The following is a 21,004-nucleotide window of genomic DNA, read 5'->3' on the forward strand; positions in this document are numbered from 1 at the left end:
CCATGAACGATAGTCCGCAGAAAAGAACGATCTGGACGCGCATCCATATTGACCCCCTCTTTATGCTGGTGATCATCGGCCTGCTGGTCTACAGCGCTTTCGTTATCTGGAGCGCCAGTGGCCAGGATCCCGGCATGATGGAGCGTAAAATCGGCCAGATTGTGATGGGTCTGGTGATTATGATCGTGCTGGCGCAGGTGCCGCCGCGCGTTTACGAGAGCTGGGCACCCTATCTCTACATCATCTGCGTGATATTACTGATTGCCGTAGATGCCTTCGGCCATATCAGTAAAGGGGCGCAGCGCTGGCTGGATCTGGGCGTGGTGCGCTTCCAGCCGTCGGAGATCGCTAAAATAGCCGTGCCACTGATGGTGGCGCGCTTTATCAACCGCGATGTGTGTCCGCCAACGCTGAAGAACACCGGCATCGCACTGATCCTGATCTTTGCCCCGACCCTGCTGGTTGCGGCACAGCCTGACCTGGGAACATCTATCCTGATCGCTGCATCAGGTTTGTTCGTGCTGTTCCTGTCTGGCATGAGCTGGAAATTGATTGGCGTTGCGGTGCTGCTGATTGCGGCGTTTATCCCGGTGCTATGGTTCTTCCTGATGCACGATTATCAACGCGACCGCGTGATGATGCTGCTGAACCCCGAGAGCGATCCACTGGGTGCCGGTTATCACATCATTCAGTCCAAAATTGCCATCGGCTCAGGTGGCCTGCGCGGTAAGGGCTGGCTGCATGGCACCCAGTCTCAGCTGGAGTTTTTGCCTGAACGCCATACTGACTTTATCTTTGCCGTGCTGGCAGAAGAACTGGGGCTGGTCGGCGTACTGCTGCTATTGGTGCTGTATCTGCTGCTGATTATGCGTGGTTTGATTATCGCAGCACGGGCACAAACCACCTTTGGTCGCGTGATGGCAGGAGGTTTGATGCTGATTTTATTCGTTTATGTTTTCGTTAACATTGGCATGGTTAGTGGTATCTTACCGGTGGTCGGCGTACCGCTGCCGCTGGTCAGCTACGGCGGATCGGCATTGATTGTACTAATGGCAGGATTTGGCATCGTCATGTCGATCCATACTCATCGAAAAATGTTATCTAAAAGCGTTTAAGAGGCTGCACATGCGTAAGGACTGGCTTGGGGTTGCTCTGGCATCATTGGTACTGGCTGCCTGTTCCTCTCAGGAACCGCAGAATACCGCCCCACCACAACCGGCTTACAACGGCCCGGTAGTTGAAATCCCGGGAGTGGAACCGCGCTATGAACCGATCAATCCGTCAACCAGCCAGGACTATAGCGTCAACGGTAAAACCTACCGTATCGTGAAAGATCCTTCTAACTTCAGTGAAGTGGGTTTAGCCACCTCCTATGGCACTGAAGCCCAGGGCAATCGTACCGCGATTGGTGAGACCTTCGATCCCAACGCCATGAGCGCAGCTCATCCGACCCTGCCTTTACCCAGCTATGTGCGCGTCACTAACCTGGCGAATGGTCGTCAGATTGTCGTGCGCGTCAATGATCGCGGTCCCTACACACCGGGCCGAATTATCGATTTGTCGAGCGCCGCAGCCGACCGCCTGAATATCTCGAATAATACCCGTGTGCGCGTTGACTATATCAATGTCGCACCGGACGGTACGCTGTCGGGCCCCGGTACCATTGGTACCACGGTCGCCAAACAAAGTTACGCACTGCCAGCACGCCCTGACCTGGGTGGCGGCATGGTGATGATGGGCGGCAGTGCCAGCACCCAAAGCGCCACACCTCCGGCGCAGGATGTCCGTGCGGTGGATAACAGCACGCTGCAAAGCAGCGATGGCATGGGCGCACCGGTACGTAGCAATGGTTTTCTTGGCGCACCACAACCCTTAGCCAGTGGCGTACTGGAAGGCAGCGAACCGCAGCCTGCCGCCACTGTAGCTGCACCCGCGGCGACTGCTGCGGTCGCAGCCCCGGTAGCCGCAGCTGCAACGCCAGCCAGCCAGAGCGCTGGCGGTTATGTGGTGCAGGTGGGCGCACTTAACGATGCCGTTCGCGCACGCCAGCTGGCAACCAGCCTCGGCAAACGTTTCGGCGTACCGGGTTCTGTTGAGGCCAATGGCAACGTTTATCGCGTGCAGTTGGGTGGCTATAAATCCCGCGCGGAAGCTGCTGCATTGCAGCAGCGCCTGAACAACGAAGCGCAAATGAGTTCATTTATTACCACGTCACATAACGGCATGTGATAATAACAACCAGGCATAGTGCTGCCTGGTTACAACAGTTTTGCAAAGCAAGATGTCGCCCAATCAGGCGTTTGCTTGAGTCAAGGCACTTTTTTTCACTCTCAACCTCACGGATGTTGTAGTCCTGAACATGAATACGCTGAAACCTTCTCGTTTTCTGAAACGCCTGACAGTGGGATCACTGGTCGCCCTTTCCCTCAGCCATGCCGCCCTGGCGGACGATGTTAACCTCAAAACCATGATTCCGGGCGTTCCGGACATTGATGCTGAGGCCTACGTTCTGATCGACTATAACTCGGGCAAGGTGCTGGCGGAAAAGAACGCCGATGCACGTCGCGACCCAGCCAGTCTGACCAAAATGATGACCAGCTACGTCATCGGCCAGGCAGTTAAAGCGGGTAAAATCCATCAGGATGATATTGTCACCGTGGGTAAAGATGCGTGGGCTACCGGTAACCCGGTATTTAAAGGCTCCTCGCTGATGTTCCTCAAACCGGGCGATCGCGTTCCCGTTTCGCAGCTGACGCGCGGTATCGTGCTGCAATCCGGTAACGATGCCTGTGTTGCCATGGCCGATTATGTGGCGGGCAGCCAGGATGCCTTCGTCAACCTGATGAACAATTACGTGCAGGCGTTAGGTCTGAAAAACACCCATTTCCAGACCGTACACGGCCTGGATGCAGACGGCCAGTACAGCTCCGCGCGCGATATGGCGCTGATCGGCCAGGCCCTGATTCGTGACGTACCGGATGAATACGCGGTTTATCACGAGAAAGAGTTCACCTTTAACAACATCCGCCAGCTGAACCGTAACGGCCTGCTGTGGGATACCAGCCTTAATGTTGACGGCATCAAAACCGGCCATACCGATGCCGCAGGTTACAACCTGGTGGCGTCAGCGACCGAAGGCCAGATGCGTCTGATTTCGGCGGTGATGGGCGGCCATACCTACAAAGGCCGTGAAACCGAGAGCAAAAAACTGCTGACCTGGGGCTTCCGTTTCTTTGAAACCGTGGCACCGCTGAAGGCGGGTAAAGAATTTGCTTCTGAGCCGGTGTGGTTTGGTAACAGCGACCGTGTCCAGCTCGGCGTGGAGAAAGATGCTTATCTGACCATCCCGCGTGGCCGCATGAAAGATCTGAAAGCCAGCTACGTGCTGAACAATACCGAACTGCATGCGCCGCTACAGAAAAACCAGGTAGTGGGCAGCATCAACTTCCAGCTGGATGGCAAAACCATTGAACAGCGTCCGCTGGTGGTGCTGAACGAAGTTCAGGAAGGCGGTTTCATCAGTCGTATCATCGATTACATCAAACTGATGTTCCACCACTGGTTCGGCTAAGGCCGTATGGTTGAAAAAACCGCCATATACCATCATATATTTAATATCCCCTAAATAGTTCAGGGTGCAGGAAGGCGGCAAGCGAGTTCATCCCCGGGAGCTTACAATAGTAAGTGACTGGGGTGAACGAACGTAGCCAACGCACCTGCAGACTGAAATATGACGGGGATTATTGCTCCCGCTCAGGCGGGAGCCTGTTTTTTATGCACCGGAGTCAATATGAAAACCAAACTGAATGAACTGCTCGAATTCCCTACCTCCTTTACCTATAAAGTGATGGGTCTGGCGCAACCGGAGCTGGTTGATCAAGTGGTTGAAGTGGTGCAGCGTCATGCGCCCGGCGACTACAAGCCAGATGTGAAGCCGAGCAGCAAAGGCAATTATCACTCCGTTTCCATCACCATCATGGCCACACACATTGAACAGGTTGAAACCCTGTATGAAGAGTTAGGCAACATCGATATCGTGCGCATGGTGCTGTAATGCTGATGCTGGCAAAGGGATCTTTGCCAGCGTTATACTTTGCCTCTCACTCTTTACCGGATGCCCGTTTTGTCAGCTAATACGCTTCTTGTTCGTCAACTCGGCCAGCGCGACTGGCAGCCGATTTCTGACGCCATGCACCGCTTTACCGATCAACGCGACAGCGACACCCCAGATGAAGTCTGGCTGGTGGAGCATAACCCGGTGTTTACCCAGGGCCAGGCTGGCAAAGCTGAGCATCTGCTGATGCCCGGCGACATTCCCGTGGTGCAAAGCGATCGCGGCGGCCAGGTCACTTACCACGGTCCCGGCCAGCAGGTTATGTATGTGCTGATCGATGTTAAACGCCGTAAGCTTGGTGTGCGCCAACTGGTGACGGCGCTGGAAGAAACAGTGGTTGCCACCCTGGCGGATTACGGTGTCAGCGCCCATGCGCGACCGGATGCCCCAGGTGTGTACGTGGGTGAAGAGAAGATTTGCTCGCTCGGTCTGCGCATCCGCAAAGGGTGTTCGTTTCACGGCCTGGCATTGAATGTGGCGATGGATCTCGCCCCTTTCCTGCGCATCAATCCCTGTGGTTATGCCGGTATGCGTATGACACAGCTGGGGCAGTTCCAGCCAGGTGTGACCACCGCTGATGTCCAGCCGCGCCTGGTGCAGCATTTTGCGCAGTTGACTGGCTTTACCGCCAGCGAGTGGCTAAACGATGAACCCACGCTGTGATGTCTTTCAGTGCGTATTTACAATTTTGTAACCTGATGACCTTCACAGCGGCTGCTTACCGCGCTGCGAGATGATATAATTTTTGCAATTTTTTCAAATAAAGTTGAAAGCCTGGTTCTCAGTTTGAGTGAGGAAGCTTTCAAATCGCAATCCCGACCGGAACCTGCAGATTTATGAGTAAACCAATTCAGATGGAACGTGGCGTCAAATATCGCGATGCCGACAAAATGGCGCTGATTCCGGTGAAAACCGTGGTCACTGAGCGTGAGGAAATTCTGCGTAAGCCGGAGTGGATGAAGATCAAACTTCCTGCCGACTCCAGCCGTATCCAGGGCATCAAGGCCGCCATGCGCAAAAATGGCCTGCATTCGGTGTGTGAAGAGGCATCCTGTCCGAACCTGGCAGAATGTTTTAACCACGGCACCGCTACCTTTATGATTCTTGGCGCGATCTGTACCCGTCGCTGCCCATTCTGCGATGTGGCACACGGTCGCCCGAACGCCCCTGATGCTAATGAGCCGGTGAAACTGGCCCAAACCATCGCCGATATGGCGCTGCGTTATGTGGTTATCACCTCGGTTGACCGCGATGACCTGCGCGACGGCGGTGCCCAGCACTTTGCCGATTGCATCAGTGCTATTCGCGAAAAAAGCCCGTCGATCAAGATTGAAACCCTGGTACCCGATTTCCGTGGCCGTATGGATCGTGCGCTGGAAATCCTCACCGCGACGCCGCCAGATGTGTTCAACCACAACCTGGAAAACGTACCACGCGTTTACCGTCAGGTACGACCGGGCGCCAATTATGAGTGGTCACTCAAGCTGCTGGAGCGTTTTAAAGAAGCGCATCCGGACGTGCCGACTAAATCCGGCCTGATGGTGGGTCTGGGTGAAACCAATGCGGAAATTGTTGAGGTGATGCGCGATCTGCGTCGTCATGGCGTCACCATGCTGACACTGGGCCAGTATCTGCAACCGAGCCGTCATCATCTGCCGGTGCAGCGTTATGTCAGCCCTGCTGAGTTTGATGAGATGAAAGCTGAGGCAATGGCAATGGGCTTCACCCACGCGGCCTGTGGCCCGTTTGTGCGCTCCTCTTACCATGCCGACATGCAGGCCAAAGGGCTGGAAGTGAAGTAAATTTGTCGCGGCGCGATTTATCGCACGGTTTTTTAAAAGGCGCGCAAAACACATCGCGCCGCGACACAAAACAAAAAACCAGACTGGCATCAGTCTGGTTTTTTACAACGTAATAAATTTTTACACTTATTGACGTTAGCCGCAGAGATTACTCTTTGTGGCTGACACGTTCTGCCGGTGCTTCTTCAGCAGTGCTTTTGGTTGCGGTGGATTCATCATCTTTCATGGCTTTTTTGAAGCCTTTGATTGCGGAACCCAGATCGCCACCCAGTGAACGTAACTTGTTGGTGCCAAAAAGCAGAACGATGAGAGCACCGATGATCAGCAGTTTGGCAATACTGATACCTTCCATAATTAACCTTTCAACCTTAGCGAAAAACGGTGACTGATATTTACGCGCAGATCGCTTGCCAGCTCAACTGCAATCTGTAACAGAGTAAGATCGGCCACCTGATAATTTTCAGATAAAACGGCTCAAAAACGCCTGGGTACGCGGGTGCTGCGGATTGCCAATCACCTGCTCCGGACTGCCCTGCTCCACCACCACGCCACCATCCATAAATACCACACGGTCAGCGGCTTCACGGGCAAAACCAATTTCATGAGTGACCACAATCATGGTTAATCCCTGATCCGCCAGCGTGCGCATGGTCGCCAGCACTTCCCCCACCAGCTCAGGATCGAGCGCCGAGGTCGGCTCATCAAACAACATCAGTGATGGCTTAATCGCCAGCGCGCGCGCTATCGCTACCCGCTGCTGCTGACCACCGGACAAATGACGTGGCCAGGCATCCGCTTTATCACTCAGCCCAACCGTTGAGAGCAGCTCATGGGCATGTTTTAACGCGTCCTGGCGTGGGAACTTATGCACGCCAATCGGCGCTTCAATGATGTTCTGCAACACCGTCATATGGGGATAGAGGTTGAACTGCTGAAACACCATGCCAATCTTCTGGCGCTGATGGGCTATTCGGCGTGGTGACAGGCGATGCAAAATGCCTTTTTTTAATTCATAACCAATTTGCTCATCACCCACCATGATCGAACCGGCGTTCATATCTTCCAGATGGTTAATACAGCGCAGAAAGGTTGATTTGCCCGAGCCGGACGGCCCGAGGATCACCACCACTTCGCCCGGGAACACATCCAGATCGATACCTTTCAGGACCTCATTATCACCGTAGCTTTTCTGCACATTGCGGGCGCGCACCAGCGGCTGAACATCACTCATACATCCTCCTTCTGCACCAGGGCACGCTGGCTGATATCGTCACTCTGATTGCGACGTTTGGTGACAACCACCGTGCGTCGGGTACCGCGGGCGTAGTAACGTTCAATAGCCGACTGGCCAACGTTGAGAATTGAGGTGATGAGCAGATACCAGATCACCGCTACCATCAGCATAGGAATGATTTCAAAGGTACGGTTATAGACCGCCTGCACCGAATACAGCAGATCGCCCATAGCTATCACACTCACCAGCGAGGTTGCTTTGATCATGCTGATCAACTGGTTGCCAGTGGGGGGAATAATGGAACGCATGGCCTGCGGAATGATGATGCGGCGCAGTGCACGCGTGCGGCTCATGCCGAAAGCCTGCGTGGTTTCTACCTGGCCGTTATCGACCGAGAGCAAACCCGCACGAATGATTTCCGCCATATACGCGGCTTCATTCAGAGCCAGACCGGCAATTGCGGCGGTCAATGGCGTGATCAGATCATTGGTATTCCAGCTGGCAAAGGTGATGCCGGTCCAGGGAAGGGTGATCGACAACGTCGGGAACAGCGTTGACAGGTTATACCAGAAGATCAATTGCACCAGCAGCGGGGTACCGCGAAAGAACCAAATGTAGAGCGACGAGATGCCACTCAGCAGCCTGTTCTCCGACAGACGCCACACCGCCAGCAGCAGGCCCAGCAGGGTGCCGAGGATCATCGACACCACCGTCAGCCCGAGCGTCACCTGTAATCCTTTCAGCACCGAACCTTCGGTGAACCATTTCAGCACCACCGTCCACTCAAAGTTTGGGTTGGTCGCCACCAGCCAGAGGAAGTTGGAGGCGATCACCAGCACCACAATCCATGAGACCCAGCGTCCATAAGTGGGCGCGTTGCGGGCAAAAGCCACGTCGCGCTGCTGCACGTCGGCCTTATCCCTGGCTCGCGAATCGTTGGTGTTTGAACTCATTTTGCCGCCCCTTGCGCCAGATTACGGCCCGGTGCCTGCAACATGTTACCGTCCAGCTTCCACTTCTTCATGATGGCAGCGTAAGTCCCGTTGCTGAACAACTCCTTATACGCATCCAGTACCACGTTACCCAGCTCGGAACCTTTCGGCACCACGGTGCCCTGGAAGATATCACCAAAGCCATTTTTCTGACCTTTGCCAGACAACTCAAGCTGACCATTGGCCTGCTCGACAAAGTACGTCAGCGGTGCCTGTGACGAGAAGAAGGCGTCAGAACGTTTCGAACGCACCGCGAGAATCGAAGAAGGCTGGTCAGTGAAGGACTGCACCACCACCGCAGGTTTACCGGCAGCGACACAGGCATCAGATTGCTTGCGGATCACCTGCTCCGCAGAACCCGCCGCCATCACCGCGATACGCTTGCCGCAGGTATCATCAAGGCCATTAATTTTTGCCGGATTGCCTTTAGGTACGCCAAATACCACGAACTCCTGCACAAAATCGATAAAATCGACTTTCTCCTGACGATCCGGGTAATCACCAATCGGCCCAATCGCCAGCTGATAACGGCCGGAATTAATCCCTGCCAGCACCCCGGACAAGCCGCTGACGGTGGCATGTTCGATTTTCACCCCCAGCAATTGCCCCAGCGCCACTGCAAGATCGGCAGATGCCCCCTCCATCGAGTGCGTACCATTGACGATCTCATACGGAGGGAAAGAGCCGTTATTCACGGCAATCATTTTGCCAGCGCTTTTGATATCTGCGGGCAGACGATCGTGCAGCGCCTGGTCAATTTTCTGGCTGGGAATCGCATCAGCCGCCTGAGCGAACGATGCCGACAGGCCCAGAGCCAGCGCGATAGCGAGAGTCATTTTTTTCATTCTTCAATTTCCCAGTGCTGTCAGTGTGTTTTCAGTTCAGGGCGAGCAAAGCGACGGTTCTCAAGGACCGGCAATACGCTACGTGCATAGGCAATACGTTGTGGATCGAGGTCGGCAAATACCAGTGCCGCTGACTCCGGTGCTTTGGCAATCGCTACACCAAGTGGATCGATAACCAGGCTGTTGCCGATGTTGCGCGGACCACATTCTCCCACCGCCACCATATAGCAGGTGTTCTCCAGCGCACGTGCCGTGGTCAATAACTCCCAGTGCATCTCTTTCAGTGGCCCTTTCACCCAGGCCGCAGGCAGCACCAGCACATCGGCACCATCCAGTACCAGACGACGCGCCAGCTCAGGGAAACGGACGTCATAACAGGTCATCAGACCCACCTTCATTCCCGCCACTTCAACCAGTGGCGGAATGACATGGCCGGGGTTAACACGCTGTGATTCCTGCATGGCAAAGGCGTCATACAGGTGCAATTTTTCGTATTCCGCGATGATTTCGCCATTACGAATGGCGATCAGCACGTTAAGCGCCTTCTGCCCTTCGGTTGGCACGTGCACGCTCATCATGGTGGTCAGCGTGTTACCTTTGCTGGCCGCGAGGATCTGCGTCAGAAACGGGCCATCAAGCGGTTGGGCTGCTTTCAGCACCAGATCCGGATCGGCAATATCACGCGCCAACACGCCTTCCGGCAGCACCAGCAAATCGGCTCCGCCCGCCAGTGCGTTATTCATCAGGCCGATGCAGATATCGGCGTTTTCCTGCCATTCGCGGCTGACCGCAAATTGCCCCATCGCTACTTTCATCATCATTCCCCCTGCGCCACCGCCGGAAAGATCGCTTCCGGCGTCAGCAATGTTTTGGTTAAGCCCTGTTCAAACAACTCGCTGGCAAAATCGGCAATCATCTTTTTGTTAGCGGCAAATCCGTTTTGATTCCAGTCGGCCGGTAATTCCTGCGCGGTACGTCGCAAATCATCCAGCAACCACGGTGTGGTGTCGGCGTATTTCTCGCGTTTCTTCATCCATAGCTGGTACGAACGATCGATGATCTCACTCAACGCCTGTGGCAGCCACGGATGTTGTTCTGCCAGTGCGGGTTTCAGCGCCAGAATATGAATCCCCGGCACATAACCAACACGATTAAAGTAATCACGCTCGGCGCTGGCGAAATCAACTTGTAGCTGACGCAGCCCCGATTCCGGCAGAAAGAAACCTTCCGGCATAAACGGGGTGAAAACCGCATCCAGCTCACCGGCTTTCAGCAGCTCGATTAATGGGCGTTCGCCGGGGGCGACTTCAATACGTCCCGGACGGCCAAAGCCCGCGAGACGGTCAACAATCGGGTGCTCCGCTGTCAGGCGGCCCGCAAACCAGTACGCATCATCAATACCAACACCGGCTTCACGCAGCACGGTGCGCGTCCAGGTATTGCCGGAATCCTGCCAGCCCGTGACACCGATTTTTTTTCCTTTCAGCTGAGCCGGGGTGGTAATCGGACTCTCGGCGGTGGTGATGATGCAACGCTGACGAAAGCCACGCATCAGAAAGTGTGGCAGACCAAGCAGCGAGGTGTCGCCTTTCGCACGTGACTGGGCATAACGGCTGAACGACACCTCACCGGCATCGTATTTGTCACTGCTGCCCAGGTTATCAACCAGCGTGCCGACGCGGTCAATTTCCAACTGAAATCCTTCCGGCTTGATATCGCCGAGTGCCAGCGGTGTAAAGTAATCCCAGTCACGAACCGCCAGTCTGATGGTTACCATAGTTGTTGTTTCCCCGTTCGTTCCGATTGCAGTCAGGCTGCGTTTAGTTATTCAGCAAATAGTGCTTGAATTTGATACTAAATCGGGAATACTAACCTGAACAATAAATTCTTTGTTACTGAACAAAGGTTTTTCTTATGACGCAAACGGTAGATATTGACTGGTTCAGCGCGCAAATTACCGATGCGTCGGTGAAGGGCATTACGCTTACCGCTTCCACATTGATTCGCGATGGTCAGATTGCAGTGGGTATGCAAATGCCCGCCGTACGCGAGCTGGCAGAGCTATTGGGCGTCAGTCCGGCGACGGTATCGGCGGCCTGGTCGCAGCTGAAAAAACAGAAAGTGCTGGCCGGTAAAGGTCGCAGTGGCGTGTGGGTGTGTGGCAATACGGTGATGCCGCGGCCGATTCGTTTTGAAAAAATCGGCAACTATGGCGATAACATCCAGGCCGATCTGGCAATGGCTTCTCCGGACCCGGCGCTGTTACCCGATTTGCAGCCAGCGATGCTGGCTGGCCTTCAGTCGCCCCAGTTGAATAGCTATCACCGTGAAGCCATTTCACCTCAGCTACTGGCGGCGATTACACCACGCTGGCCCTACCCGGCAGAGGCATGGCTGGCGACCGATGGTGGCTTTGATGCGATGAATTTAATCGTGCAAACGCTGCTGTCTCCTGGCGATCGGGTGGTGCTCGAAGATCCCACCGCAACACGTTTGCTGGATATGCTGGACAATATCGGCGCAGAGATTCTGCCACTACCCTGCGATGAACAGGGGCCGATTCCCTCCGCTTTAGCCGCACATCTGCACAAATCACCGGCGATGTTTATCTACCAGCCGCGTACCCATTCGACCACCGGACATACCGTGACGCAGCAACGCAGCGCGGAGCTGGCACGCGTATTGGCCAATAGCAAAACGCTGATTGTGGAAGATGACGGGATTGGCGATTTGTCGCGCTGGCCGGTGTGGAGCCTCGGATACCACTTTCCCGAACGCGTGGTGCATGTCCATTCGTTTTCGAAAGCCTACGGACCGGACCTGCGGCTTGCTGTACTTTCCGCCCCCTGTGAACTGGTGAAACGTATTCAGGCATGGCGTAACTTTGGTGTCAGCTGGACCAGCCGAATTTTGCAGGATGCGGTTGCCTGGATGCTGACAGACGCCACCACGCGGCAGCAGGTAGAACAGGCAAAAAATACCTATCGGGAGCGTCGCCAGCAGCTGCTGCATGCCCTGCAGGCTCGTGGGCTGGTGCTGGCCGAACGTGATGGCCTCAGTCTATATATTCCGGTGGCGTCAGAACAATATGCCATGATTACGCTTGCCGCCCGAGGTATCGCCGCCGTGCCGGGTGAACGCTACAGCATCAATGCCGAACAATTCATTCGCGTCAGCACCGCCATGTTGCCATTGCAACAACTTGACAGCATTGCTGACGCACTGGTGATTGCATCTGGTCGGGAAATTAACCTTAGCCCAAATCTTTGATGTGATAACGCGGCGATTCCACATAGCCTTCGCGCGCGTAGAACTGATTCGCTTTGAGGCGTGAGGCATGGCAATGCACTTCCATGCGATCACAGCCACGCTCGCGTGCCAGTTGTTCGGCATAGCTGAGCAACTGCTGCCCGCTCCCCTTGCTGCGCTCGCCTTCGGCTATGCAGAAATAGCTGATACGGGCGAAATCGCCCGACAGCGCCAGCTGCGGGATAAAGTGGAGCGACAGAAAACCCAGCACCTGGGTGCCATGCTCGGCCACCAGCAGCACTTCATCGGGATGGTTACAAAGCTGTGTTAATCGTGTCTCAATAAACCTTTCAGTGCCGGCATAACCCAGTTCGGTCAGCAGCGCACTCAGAGCAAAACTGTCTTTCGCCTGTGCCTGACGTATCTTCATCCTGCCTCCTCAGTAATCCGTTTCCTGCTGTTATATAGCGTTGTCAGCCAAAAAGCTGCAAGTAAGGATTGTTATGGGGATGTTACAGAGATTATCTGTGAGAGACGCCGCAGTTTGTGCCCTGTCATGCGCCTGTCATCAGCGCTTAAGGCAGAATTAATATTGCTTTGCCATGCTGGCCTGAACGCCACAGGAGGCAACGCAATGAAGAGTATGATCCCACGAACCCTGGATGAAATGCTGGCCTTATCCATCAGCACCTTCGCCCTGATCGCCTGGGCCATCATTTGGTGGCAGGCATAAAAAAACCCGCCATAAGGCGGGTTTTTAGAATTCTGCGTGTTAACTTACAGAGCGATAACGTTAGCAGCAGATGGGCCTTTAGCGCCGTCAGTGATTTCAAACTCTACACGCTGACCTTCAGCCAGAGTTTTGAAGCCATTGCTCATGATTGCAGAGAAGTGTACGAATACATCTTTGCTGCCATCTTCAGGAGTAATGAAACCGAATCCTTTAGATTCATTAAACCACTTAACGTTACCTTTGATCTTGGACATCTATATTACCTTTACATGAAAAATGGACACTAAACTGTGTCGGCGTCTAGTACAGCAATTGCGGTGACATTTGTCCAGTGCGAATTGATGAAAAAGTGATAAATATCGTGTTTTCCGCCAACCTTCACACTTTCCATCCGTCTTCATCCGCTAAAATTGAAATCGCAACCAGGCAAAATAGACATTGCCATTGTTATAAGTACCTGGAATATAAGTCATTTGGAAGGTAACAGGACCATATCCGATAGAAGCCATCGGCAATAAAACCGGAATCGGGATATATTTCCAGTTATCCCTGGCAGTGACGCCCGCCGTGTAGCCAGCACCGATGTGAAAATTGTCGTCACTCAGCGGACGCCAGGTCGCTTCCCAGCCGTAACCGCCAATCGGTTCCCACTTGTTGAAGGAATCCTTAAACGCCATCAGGTACAGGCCATGCCAGTTACCTTTGTCATCCCAGCGCGAAACACCGCCGCCCGCGCCCCATGGACGTTCGTTGTACCTGTCGATATGCTCCTGATCGTATGTCCAGCGGTTATGCCAGGTAATAGCGGGCAGATAAAAATCATAATTTTGCGGCTGTGACCAGGTCTCGGCCACATTGTCAGTAAAGGTATTCCAGCCTGATTTGATGTTTTGAGTGACGGTAGAGGCCGAGGCAGAAAACGCGCTTCCGAGGGTTAAAATACAGCCAACACAGGCTGCCGAAATGTACCGATTCACAACGAAGGTTCCTGTAAAACAATCCTTAAGACGACAGAGCCACAGATATCCTTCCCGGCGTCTGCCCAAAAATTAACGCTACTGTCTGAAAAGTTTAGTGAAAAGTTTCCTGAAACACTCCAGGCATTGTCTGGAATTTCCGACACGCGAAGGGCGCATTTTACCATAATGACCAAATGCTACCGGAACCGGGGATAAACGAAGGGGCTATTGGCAGAATTGATAAAATGTGCAGTCTTCTCTTAACAATCCCCGCCGGAAATGACTTAATTTTCAGCAATCTGTGCTTCATTGTTGATAACGTAAATAAATTAATGAAATTTATCGATTGAACTAATCAGATGAATGAGATAAATCTCAGCATTCCAGGAGGGAGATAAAGAGGAATGCTGATGACTATTCGTTGTAGCCGCTGTGGGTGTGTGCGGTTTTTTTATACGCTGCCCGGAACCAGACAAACCAGGCAGCAAAGCCACCACGGTGCCTGTTGTGCTGAGTGTCAAAAGCCGCTCAATCTGCGGGATGTGATTTTGCCCGTCTCGCGTCCCCACTCACCTGCCTTAACCAAAGCCGAATGAACGGAAACAGGCACCTACGGGTGCCTGTACGCGTCAGAAAATCAATTTAAACACGCCGGTAATGGTTAACAACCCAACAATGAAGATGATAGCGATGATCCACAGGATTATTTTCATTTTCCGCTCCTTTTTACATCATTAATAGCGCCAGTTAACTCAAGTATAGATGAAGATCCTGCTTCTGCTGTCAGGTGCGATAGTCATCACGTCATCATGCTGTGGTTTCGTTTAGCTGATGATTATTTCTGCGAGGCCGGTCGCAGCTACAGATTTTTCTTAACTTTGCCGCTTCGTTCTCCCGCCGCCTACTGTCTAAACTTACAGCGCCTGTAGCAGGCCTCAATTGTTATCACTGCCTAAGTAACAAGGAGATTATATGAGCACGATAAATACCAGCATGGGACGTTATAGCCTGAAGGCAAAGGACTATGGCAATCACATCAGAGGAAGCATTGCCATCAATGACGAAGGTGGCACCCAGCTCACCATGCAGGAGTTTGAAGAACATTATCTTGACGATGTCGTCAACAATGTCATTTACCCTGTCACGGGCGGGAACCGTGAAATTACCCGCGCATTGCGCGACCAAATGGTTAAAGCGGGTTTCGAACAACCGCACTGAGTTTTTGGGCCACATCTTGTGGCCCTTTGCTTTCGGCAATTCTCACTTGCCGTTATTAAGCATTCGTCGCAGGATGGAGTACCTATTTTGAAAGGAGATCAACCGCGTGAGTGCCCTTCTTCGTATCCCTTCTTCCCGGCTCCATCAATTTGTAGAGGCTATCTGGTTACATGCAGGCAGTAGTGCCGACGAAGCACGGCTGGTCGCCGATCACCTGGTAGCAGCGAATTTGGCGGGTCATGATTCGCATGGCGTAGGCATGATCCCGAGTTATATGGTTTCTCTCTCTCAGGGTTTTCTTCAGCTTAACCAGCACACCACGGTTGAGAAAGATGTCGGCGCAGTGCTCACCCTGAGCGGTCATAATGGGTTTGGCCAGGTCGCGGCATGGGAAGCCATGAAGATGGGGATCGAGCGCGCGGCTAAATTTGGTATCGCCGCCGTTGGCCTGCACGATTCACATCATATCGGGCGCATCGGTCACTGGGCTGAACAATGTGCGGCTGCCGGGTTTGTCTCTTTTCACTTCGTCAACGTCGCGGGTGACCCGATGGTTGCACCGTTCAACGGCAGCGACCGACGTTTTGGTACTAACCCCTTCTGTGCCATCTTCCCGCGCACCAACGCCAAACCGCTGCTGCTTGATTTCGCCACCAGCGGCATTGCCTTCGGCAAAACCCGTGTGGCATGGAACAAAGAACAGCAGGTTGCACCGGGTTATCTGATCGATCATCAGGGCAAAGGCACCACCGAACCCGGCGTGATGCATCAGGAACCTTATGGCTCGCTGCTGCCATTTGGGCTGCATAAGGGTTATGCGCTGGCTACCATGTGTGAAATTCTCGGCGGCGCGCTGTCAGGTGGACGCACCACACATGACGAAACTCTGGTGAGCTGCCACGATGCCATCTTCAACTGCATGACCACCATCATCGTGAATCCGGAAGCCTTCGATGCACCCGCGATGCAGCAGGAAGCGGAAGCCTTCCTCAGTTGGGTAAAACGTTCGCCACAAAGCGGCGATGCGCCGATTCAGATACCGGGCGAATGGGAAGAGAACAATCGTCTGGAGCGTGAACGCGAAGGCATTCCGCTGGATACCAATAGCTGGGAAAAAATTTGCCAGGCGGCTTTACAGGCGGGGATGCCGGAAGAAGAACTGGCGGCCTTCCGCGCACTGGCGCAGTAGACCGCGAATGCTGAGGCGCCATGCCTCAGCATCTTCACATCAAATTACCATCGACAGCAGCAGACAACCCACTAAACCGCAGACTGAGATGATGGTCTCCAGCACTGACCATGAGCGAATGGTTTCGCCGATCGTCAGGTTGAAATACTCCTTAAACAACCAGAACCCCGGATCGTTGACGTGAGAAAAAATCACGCTGCCCGATCCAACCGCAATCACCATCAGCTCCGGGCTGGCACCGGAGGTAGCGATCAGCGGTGCCACAATGCCACCTGCGGTAATTGCGGCCACGGTAGCGGAACCGAGTGCGATACGCAGCACCGCCGCAATTGACCAGGCCATAAAGATCGGGGACACATTGGTTTCATGCATCATGCTGGCGATATATTTATCGACACCGCTATCCACCAGCACCTGCTTAAACGCCCCGCCACCACCGATAATCAGCAGCATCATGGCGATGATTTTGATGGAGTCACTTAATGTGCCCATCACTTCATCCATGCTGCGTCCGCGATTCAGACCAAAGGTGAAGATAGCAATCAGTACCGCAATCAGCGTAGCCATGATCGGATCGCCAAAGAACTCAGCGTAAGGCAGGATCACATGTCCTTTTGGCAGGACCATTTCGGCCACCGCACGCAGAGCCATCAGAATCACCGGCACCAGCGCGGTACCAACACTGACGCCAAAGCCCGGCATTTCCGCTTCGCTGAAGGTTTTCGGATTCCACAGTCCTTCCGGAATCGGTTTATCGATACCTTTCAGAAAACGTGCGTAGACCGGTCCCGCCAGAATAACGGTAGGAATGCCCAGCAGGGTGCCAAACAGCAGGGTTTTGCCCATATCCGCATTGAACAGCGTGGCAATCGCGGTTGGACCCGGGTGCGGCGGTAAAAAGCCGTGCGTGACCGACAAGGCTGCCGCCATCGGCACACCCACAAACAGCAATGGCACGCGCGCTGACGCGGCAATGCTGAACACCAGCGGCAGCATCAGCACGAAGCCCACTTCGTAGAACAGTGCAAAGCCCACGGTGAAGCCCGTCAGTACCAATGCCCACTGGATATGCTTTTGCCCGAATTTTTCAATCAGCGTGGTGGCAATACGTTGTGCGCCGCCACAATCGGCCAGCAGCTTGCCCAGCATGGCACCAAACCCCATGATCAGCGCCAGACTGCCCAGCGTGCCGCCGACACCGGTTTTGATCGAGCCAATCACTTTGTTGACGGGCATGCCCTGCATCATGCCGACCGCCAGCGCCACCAGAATCAGCGCGATAAATCCGTTCAGTTTGAAGCGAATCATCAGCAGTAGCAGTAGCGCCACGCCAATTGCCACGTAGAGTAATGGCATAATTTTTCTCCACCTTTTTGCACGGTCTTCCACCGGCAGCGGTTTGTTGTGATAAGTCCTGAGGACGATGGATACAGCAGCGTTTGAGATGTTGTTACATCGCGATGCATCTTGTTACCGGTATCATGTTAAGGGTAACAAGATGAAGAAATCACCTGCTACGCCAGGTGAATTTCTGAATTGAGAAGGTGATCAAATTTTTTCCGGTCAGTTATCAGAATGTTTGCCCCGACAGCCAGGAGGGTTTGGTTAAACTAAGGGTTTTCCGCCCCATGAAAAAGGATCTGCAGGTGAGTGAGAATCTGATTGAGCTGTACAGTAATCAACAAACCCTGTTTGCCCGCGGCAGTATTGACCGGCTGGTGCCGTTGCTTGCCGCTAATCCACAGCCCACGTTGCTGTTCTGTGGTCGCTCGTTTCTTAACGGTCCGGCCTGGGCGCGCCTCGGTGCAGCGCTCAACGATCACATTCTTGGTTATGAGATCGTCAGCCATGAGGCATCGCCCGCTGAGATCGATGCCTGGGTAACGCGCTGGCGGGGTCATGTGGATCGCGTGGTGGCGATCGGTGGTGGCAGCGTGCTGGACGCAGCCAAAGCCTTTAGTGCCATGATGCAACACCCGCTGCCGATCGCGCGTTATCTGGAAAAGGTCGGTGATACACCGGTGCAGCCCGTAACATTGCCACTGATTGCCATTCCCACCACCGCCGGTACCGGCAGCGAAGCGACGCAGAATGCCGTCGTGACCGATCAGCAAAATATCCAGGTGAAAGCCTCGCTGCGCCATCCAGTATTTGTGCCGCAGGTGGCAATTCTCGACCCTGATTTACTGCAAGGGGCACCGGATACGGTGCTGGCGACCTGCGCCATTGACGCCTTCACCCATCTGTTTGAGGCGTATCTGTCACGCAAAGGCAATCTGTTCAGTCAGCAAATGGCGCTGAATGGCCTGCAACTGTTCTTTAAAGCCTGGCCTGCGCTCAATCGTCACGACCAGGCAGGTGATGACGCGCGCGAAGCAATGATGATGGCTTCCTGGCTGGGCGGCGTGTGCCTGAGCAGCGCAGGATTAGGTGTGATCCATGGCATCGCCGGTGAGCTGGGGGCGATTAAACCTTTCCATCATGGGGAAGTCTGCGGACGTTTGCTGTTCCCATTCCTTGAGGTGCTGGCCGAAAGTGAACATCCCGAACAGCAGCGCCTGATGGCACAACTGGCGCAGCAACTGTTGCCCGATGATCCGGCACCACCGGCGCTGGCATTAAAAGCCTGGCTGCAACAACATGCCATCATGCCGTTCTGGCTGGATGGACCTGCCTTATCCACCACCGAGGTGGAGTGGATAGTGGCCCGTGCGAACAGTAAAAACGGCTGGGTCAGCTACGACAAAGAGATCCTGCGCGACATGATCGCCGCCGCCTGGCCGATTGTTTAATTCAGATACGCACACAACCCGGTAACGACGCAGTTTATTGCGCCGTTACCATAATGCCTCAAACCTCGAACGGTCCCTGCCCTGCCAGCATCTGCTCAATCACCTGCAACACGCCCTCGTCATTGTTGGACGGAGCCTGATAGCGCGCCGCCTGTTTCACGCGCTGCGGGGCATTTTGCATGGCAAAGCTGAAGCCGGACTGCACCAGCATTTCGAGATCGTTGCCGCCATCACCAAAAGCCAGCACTTCATCATTGTTGATACCCCAGCGGCTTTGCAGCAAGCGCAGGCCATTGGCTTTATGCAGGCCCGGCACAATCAAATCCACCGAACCATGGCCGCTGGACGTCGCCGCCGCAGCCCCATGATGCAAACGCTCGATATCGGCCATCAAAATCGCCACATAGTCGTCGGAGAGGTTGAGAGCAAACTTGAACAGTTTGTCATCACCGGTATCACTCAGGCTGTCGATGGCGGTTAGCCGATGGCAGTAATGGCGCATCTTCGTCAGCCATTGTTCATCGACACCCGAGAAGTAGTAAGCGCTGTTACGACCAGCGATCAGGTATTTCAGGTCGGGATAGTGACCGCGTTGCAGCGTATCCATCACCGCATGGATGTCATCACGTGAGAAAGAGCCGCAGAACAACTCTTCATCACGGTCGATAATCCACGCGCCGTTCTCCGCTACAAAAGCGATGTTACTGGCAATATCGGGGAAGAAAGATTTGAGTTGATAATACTGGTTACCGCTGGCGACCACGAATTTGATGCCACGCTGTTGCATCTGGTGGTAACAGGCTTGAAAACGTGCGCGATTGTACTGTTTTTTATCGTCGAGAAAGGTGCCGTCCATATCCACCGCCACCATTTTTACCACGGCCATCATCACTCCTTAGCGCTTTGAAAGGAAAACAGACGCTTTACAGGATAGCCTGGCGGGGAGGAGAAAACAGCGAAAAGACGGATGGCGAGTGCCATCCGTCTGCGGGAGATTAGTTGAACGCGTTATTCAGCAGAATGGCGGTGATGATACCGGTGGCTGCCGCGACCAGAACATAGTTACCGTCGATATATGCCCAGTGCTCGCCGCGTGGCGGCTCGTACAGACCGCGTCCACGCCAGTCATCAACGCGATAATGCGGACCACGGAATTCCGGTGGTGCCGGGTAGCCACGACGGAAGTCATGACCATTCCAGGCGAAACGATCGCCGCCATGATGGTCTTGCGGCATCGGACGGCCAGCGTAATGATCATGGCCATGATCCTGACCACGGTCATAGCCATGGTCAGGACCACGATTGCCACCACGATCGGGGCCATTACCGTGATCCTGATGCTGGTTGCCACCGTGTGGCTGCCAGTGTTGATCGCCCGGACCATCGGCCCAGGATACGCTGGAAATCAGTGAGCTGCATGCAATAAGCGAAGCGACTAACGTTAATGTTGTTTTTTTCATGGTGTTGCCTCCAATGATAACGGCAATGGTAGCGCCGTTAAGCACTACTATTGATTATAGGAAGGCAAAAGCGCATTTCCAAAATTCCTAAAAAACCGCCATCTTACAATAAATTACCTCGATTTATCGCTTTCTTAACACTTGTGTCTGGACTGACATTAAATGGACCGAAAAAGCAGCAATATTTGCCATGCGGAAACAAGCGGAAGAGAAAAGAAAGCCCGATCGCAGGGATCGGGAGGAATCAATTTCCATTTATTGCATAAAGAGGGAGAACCCTGCAAAAAGTGAGGGTAAAACTGAAGCACACAACGCCACATCACTAGCATTGCCGGTAAACAATACCATTTAAAAATGAAAAAAACTTTTAAAAATGACTATTTTTCGGAAAAATACGTAAAGAGTTAGCGAATGAAA

The 21,004-nt window shown here is 53.8% G+C and carries 22 protein-coding genes; 10 read left to right on the top strand and 12 right to left on the bottom strand.

The window, feature by feature from the left end; all coding sequences use genetic code 11:
• The first annotated feature begins 2 nt into the window (after positions 1-2).
• The 6 genes from mrdB to lipA all read left to right on the top strand — a co-directional run bounded on the left by mrdB (position 3) and on the right by lipA (position 5,916).
• Entirely contained in the window at positions 3-1,115 is a 1,113-nt protein-coding gene (gene mrdB, locus RCF31_RS07540) for a peptidoglycan glycosyltransferase MrdB (protein WP_299455006.1), read from the top strand.
• 10 nt (positions 1,116-1,125) lie between these two features.
• Positions 1,126-2,229, top strand: coding sequence for an endolytic peptidoglycan transglycosylase RlpA (rlpA, locus tag RCF31_RS07545; protein ID WP_416412970.1), 1,104 nt, complete (start codon positions 1,126-1,128; stop codon positions 2,227-2,229).
• Positions 2,230-2,359: 130 nt separating this feature from the next.
• Complete coding sequence (gene dacA / locus RCF31_RS07550; protein ID WP_084873402.1) at positions 2,360-3,571, top strand: D-alanyl-D-alanine carboxypeptidase DacA; 1,212 nt, start codon at positions 2,360-2,362, stop codon at positions 3,569-3,571.
• A 219-nt stretch (positions 3,572-3,790) separates the two neighbouring features.
• Positions 3,791-4,054, top strand: a complete 264-nt coding sequence (gene ybeD, locus RCF31_RS07555; RefSeq protein WP_299454913.1) for a DUF493 family protein YbeD — start codon at positions 3,791-3,793, stop codon at positions 4,052-4,054.
• A gap of 69 nt (positions 4,055-4,123) precedes the next feature.
• Positions 4,124-4,777 (top strand): lipoyl(octanoyl) transferase LipB, encoded by a 654-nt coding sequence (gene lipB, locus RCF31_RS07560; RefSeq protein WP_416412971.1) that lies wholly within the window; start codon positions 4,124-4,126, stop codon positions 4,775-4,777.
• A gap of 173 nt (positions 4,778-4,950) precedes the next feature.
• Positions 4,951-5,916: a lipoyl synthase gene (lipA, locus tag RCF31_RS07565; protein ID WP_310615897.1), complete on the top strand. Its 966-nt coding sequence runs from the start codon at positions 4,951-4,953 to the stop codon at positions 5,914-5,916.
• A 148-nt stretch (positions 5,917-6,064) separates the two neighbouring features.
• Here lipA and tatE read toward each other — a convergent pair whose 3' ends face one another.
• The 6 genes from tatE to RCF31_RS07595 all read right to left on the bottom strand — a co-directional run bounded on the left by tatE (position 6,065) and on the right by RCF31_RS07595 (position 10,764).
• A complete protein-coding gene (gene tatE, locus RCF31_RS07570) occupies positions 6,065-6,268 on the bottom strand; it encodes a twin-arginine translocase subunit TatE (protein WP_084873392.1) in 204 nt (67 codons plus the stop codon).
• A 108-nt stretch (positions 6,269-6,376) separates the two neighbouring features.
• The gene (locus RCF31_RS07575) at positions 6,377-7,147 is read right to left on the bottom strand and encodes an amino acid ABC transporter ATP-binding protein (RefSeq protein ID WP_084873389.1); all 771 of its coding nucleotides are present in this window, start codon (positions 7,145-7,147) and stop codon (positions 6,377-6,379) included.
• Positions 7,144-8,103 carry an amino acid ABC transporter permease gene (locus RCF31_RS07580; RefSeq protein WP_416412972.1) on the bottom strand — a complete coding sequence of 320 codons (960 nt, stop codon included), beginning with the start codon at positions 8,101-8,103 and terminating at the stop codon, positions 7,144-7,146. Before RCF31_RS07580 ends, RCF31_RS07575 begins: the two co-directional genes overlap by 4 nt.
• Entirely contained in the window at positions 8,100-8,987 is an 888-nt protein-coding gene (locus RCF31_RS07585; protein ID WP_299454925.1) for an ABC transporter substrate-binding protein, read from the bottom strand. Before RCF31_RS07585 ends, RCF31_RS07580 begins: the two co-directional genes overlap by 4 nt.
• Before the next feature lie 20 nt (positions 8,988-9,007).
• Positions 9,008-9,802, bottom strand: a complete 795-nt coding sequence (locus RCF31_RS07590) for a deaminated glutathione amidase (RefSeq protein WP_299455008.1) — start codon at positions 9,800-9,802, stop codon at positions 9,008-9,010.
• Between the two features lie 2 nt (positions 9,803-9,804).
• On the bottom strand, positions 9,805-10,764 hold the full coding sequence (locus RCF31_RS07595; protein ID WP_416412973.1) for an ABC transporter substrate-binding protein: 960 nt from the start codon (positions 10,762-10,764) through the stop codon (positions 9,805-9,807).
• A 137-nt stretch (positions 10,765-10,901) separates the two neighbouring features.
• Between RCF31_RS07595 and RCF31_RS07600 the strand changes: the two genes are divergently transcribed.
• Positions 10,902-12,257, top strand: coding sequence for a PLP-dependent aminotransferase family protein (locus RCF31_RS07600; RefSeq protein ID WP_416412974.1), 1,356 nt, complete (start codon positions 10,902-10,904; stop codon positions 12,255-12,257).
• Here the strand turns inward: RCF31_RS07600 and RCF31_RS07605 are convergent.
• The 3 genes from RCF31_RS07605 to pagP form a co-directional block, all read right to left on the bottom strand.
• Positions 12,241-12,666, bottom strand: a complete 426-nt coding sequence (locus tag RCF31_RS07605) for a GNAT family N-acetyltransferase (RefSeq protein WP_299454929.1) — start codon at positions 12,664-12,666, stop codon at positions 12,241-12,243. The genes RCF31_RS07600 and RCF31_RS07605 overlap by 17 nt on opposite strands.
• A gap of 347 nt (positions 12,667-13,013) precedes the next feature.
• Positions 13,014-13,223: a transcription antiterminator/RNA stability regulator CspE gene (gene cspE / locus RCF31_RS07610; protein WP_034829024.1), complete on the bottom strand. Its 210-nt coding sequence runs from the start codon at positions 13,221-13,223 to the stop codon at positions 13,014-13,016.
• Between the two features lie 150 nt (positions 13,224-13,373).
• On the bottom strand, positions 13,374-13,910 hold the full coding sequence (gene pagP, locus RCF31_RS07615) for a lipid IV(A) palmitoyltransferase PagP (RefSeq protein ID WP_416413233.1): 537 nt from the start codon (positions 13,908-13,910) through the stop codon (positions 13,374-13,376).
• Between the two features lie 990 nt (positions 13,911-14,900).
• Here pagP and RCF31_RS07620 point away from each other — a divergent pair.
• Together RCF31_RS07620 and RCF31_RS07625 are read left to right on the top strand one after the other, a co-directional pair.
• Positions 14,901-15,146, top strand: a complete 246-nt coding sequence (locus RCF31_RS07620) for a hypothetical protein (protein ID WP_084873357.1) — start codon at positions 14,901-14,903, stop codon at positions 15,144-15,146.
• A gap of 106 nt (positions 15,147-15,252) precedes the next feature.
• On the top strand, positions 15,253-16,335 hold the full coding sequence (locus RCF31_RS07625) for a malate/lactate/ureidoglycolate dehydrogenase (protein ID WP_416412975.1): 1,083 nt from the start codon (positions 15,253-15,255) through the stop codon (positions 16,333-16,335).
• Positions 16,336-16,374: 39 nt separating this feature from the next.
• On the opposite strand, the gene gntT is transcribed toward RCF31_RS07625, so the two are convergent.
• Positions 16,375-17,691, bottom strand: a complete 1,317-nt coding sequence (gene gntT / locus RCF31_RS07630) for a gluconate transporter (protein WP_208714277.1) — start codon at positions 17,689-17,691, stop codon at positions 16,375-16,377.
• 272 nt (positions 17,692-17,963) lie between these two features.
• Here gntT and RCF31_RS07635 point away from each other — a divergent pair, with 272 nt between their 5' ends.
• Positions 17,964-19,127 (top strand): iron-containing alcohol dehydrogenase, encoded by a 1,164-nt coding sequence (locus RCF31_RS07635; RefSeq protein WP_416412976.1) that lies wholly within the window; start codon positions 17,964-17,966, stop codon positions 19,125-19,127.
• A gap of 58 nt (positions 19,128-19,185) precedes the next feature.
• On the opposite strand, the gene RCF31_RS07640 is transcribed toward RCF31_RS07635, so the two are convergent.
• Both RCF31_RS07640 and RCF31_RS07645 read right to left on the bottom strand, forming a co-directional pair.
• Entirely contained in the window at positions 19,186-20,013 is an 828-nt protein-coding gene (locus tag RCF31_RS07640; RefSeq protein ID WP_299454957.1) for a Cof-type HAD-IIB family hydrolase, read from the bottom strand.
• A gap of 109 nt (positions 20,014-20,122) precedes the next feature.
• A complete protein-coding gene (locus tag RCF31_RS07645; protein ID WP_416412977.1) occupies positions 20,123-20,587 on the bottom strand; it encodes an RcnB family protein in 465 nt (154 codons plus the stop codon).
• Between the last annotated feature and the right edge of the window lie 417 nt (positions 20,588-21,004).

The organism is Pantoea sp. App145 (genome assembly GCF_047947045.1).
In the GTDB taxonomy this organism is placed as follows: domain Bacteria; phylum Pseudomonadota; class Gammaproteobacteria; order Enterobacterales; family Enterobacteriaceae; genus Pantoea.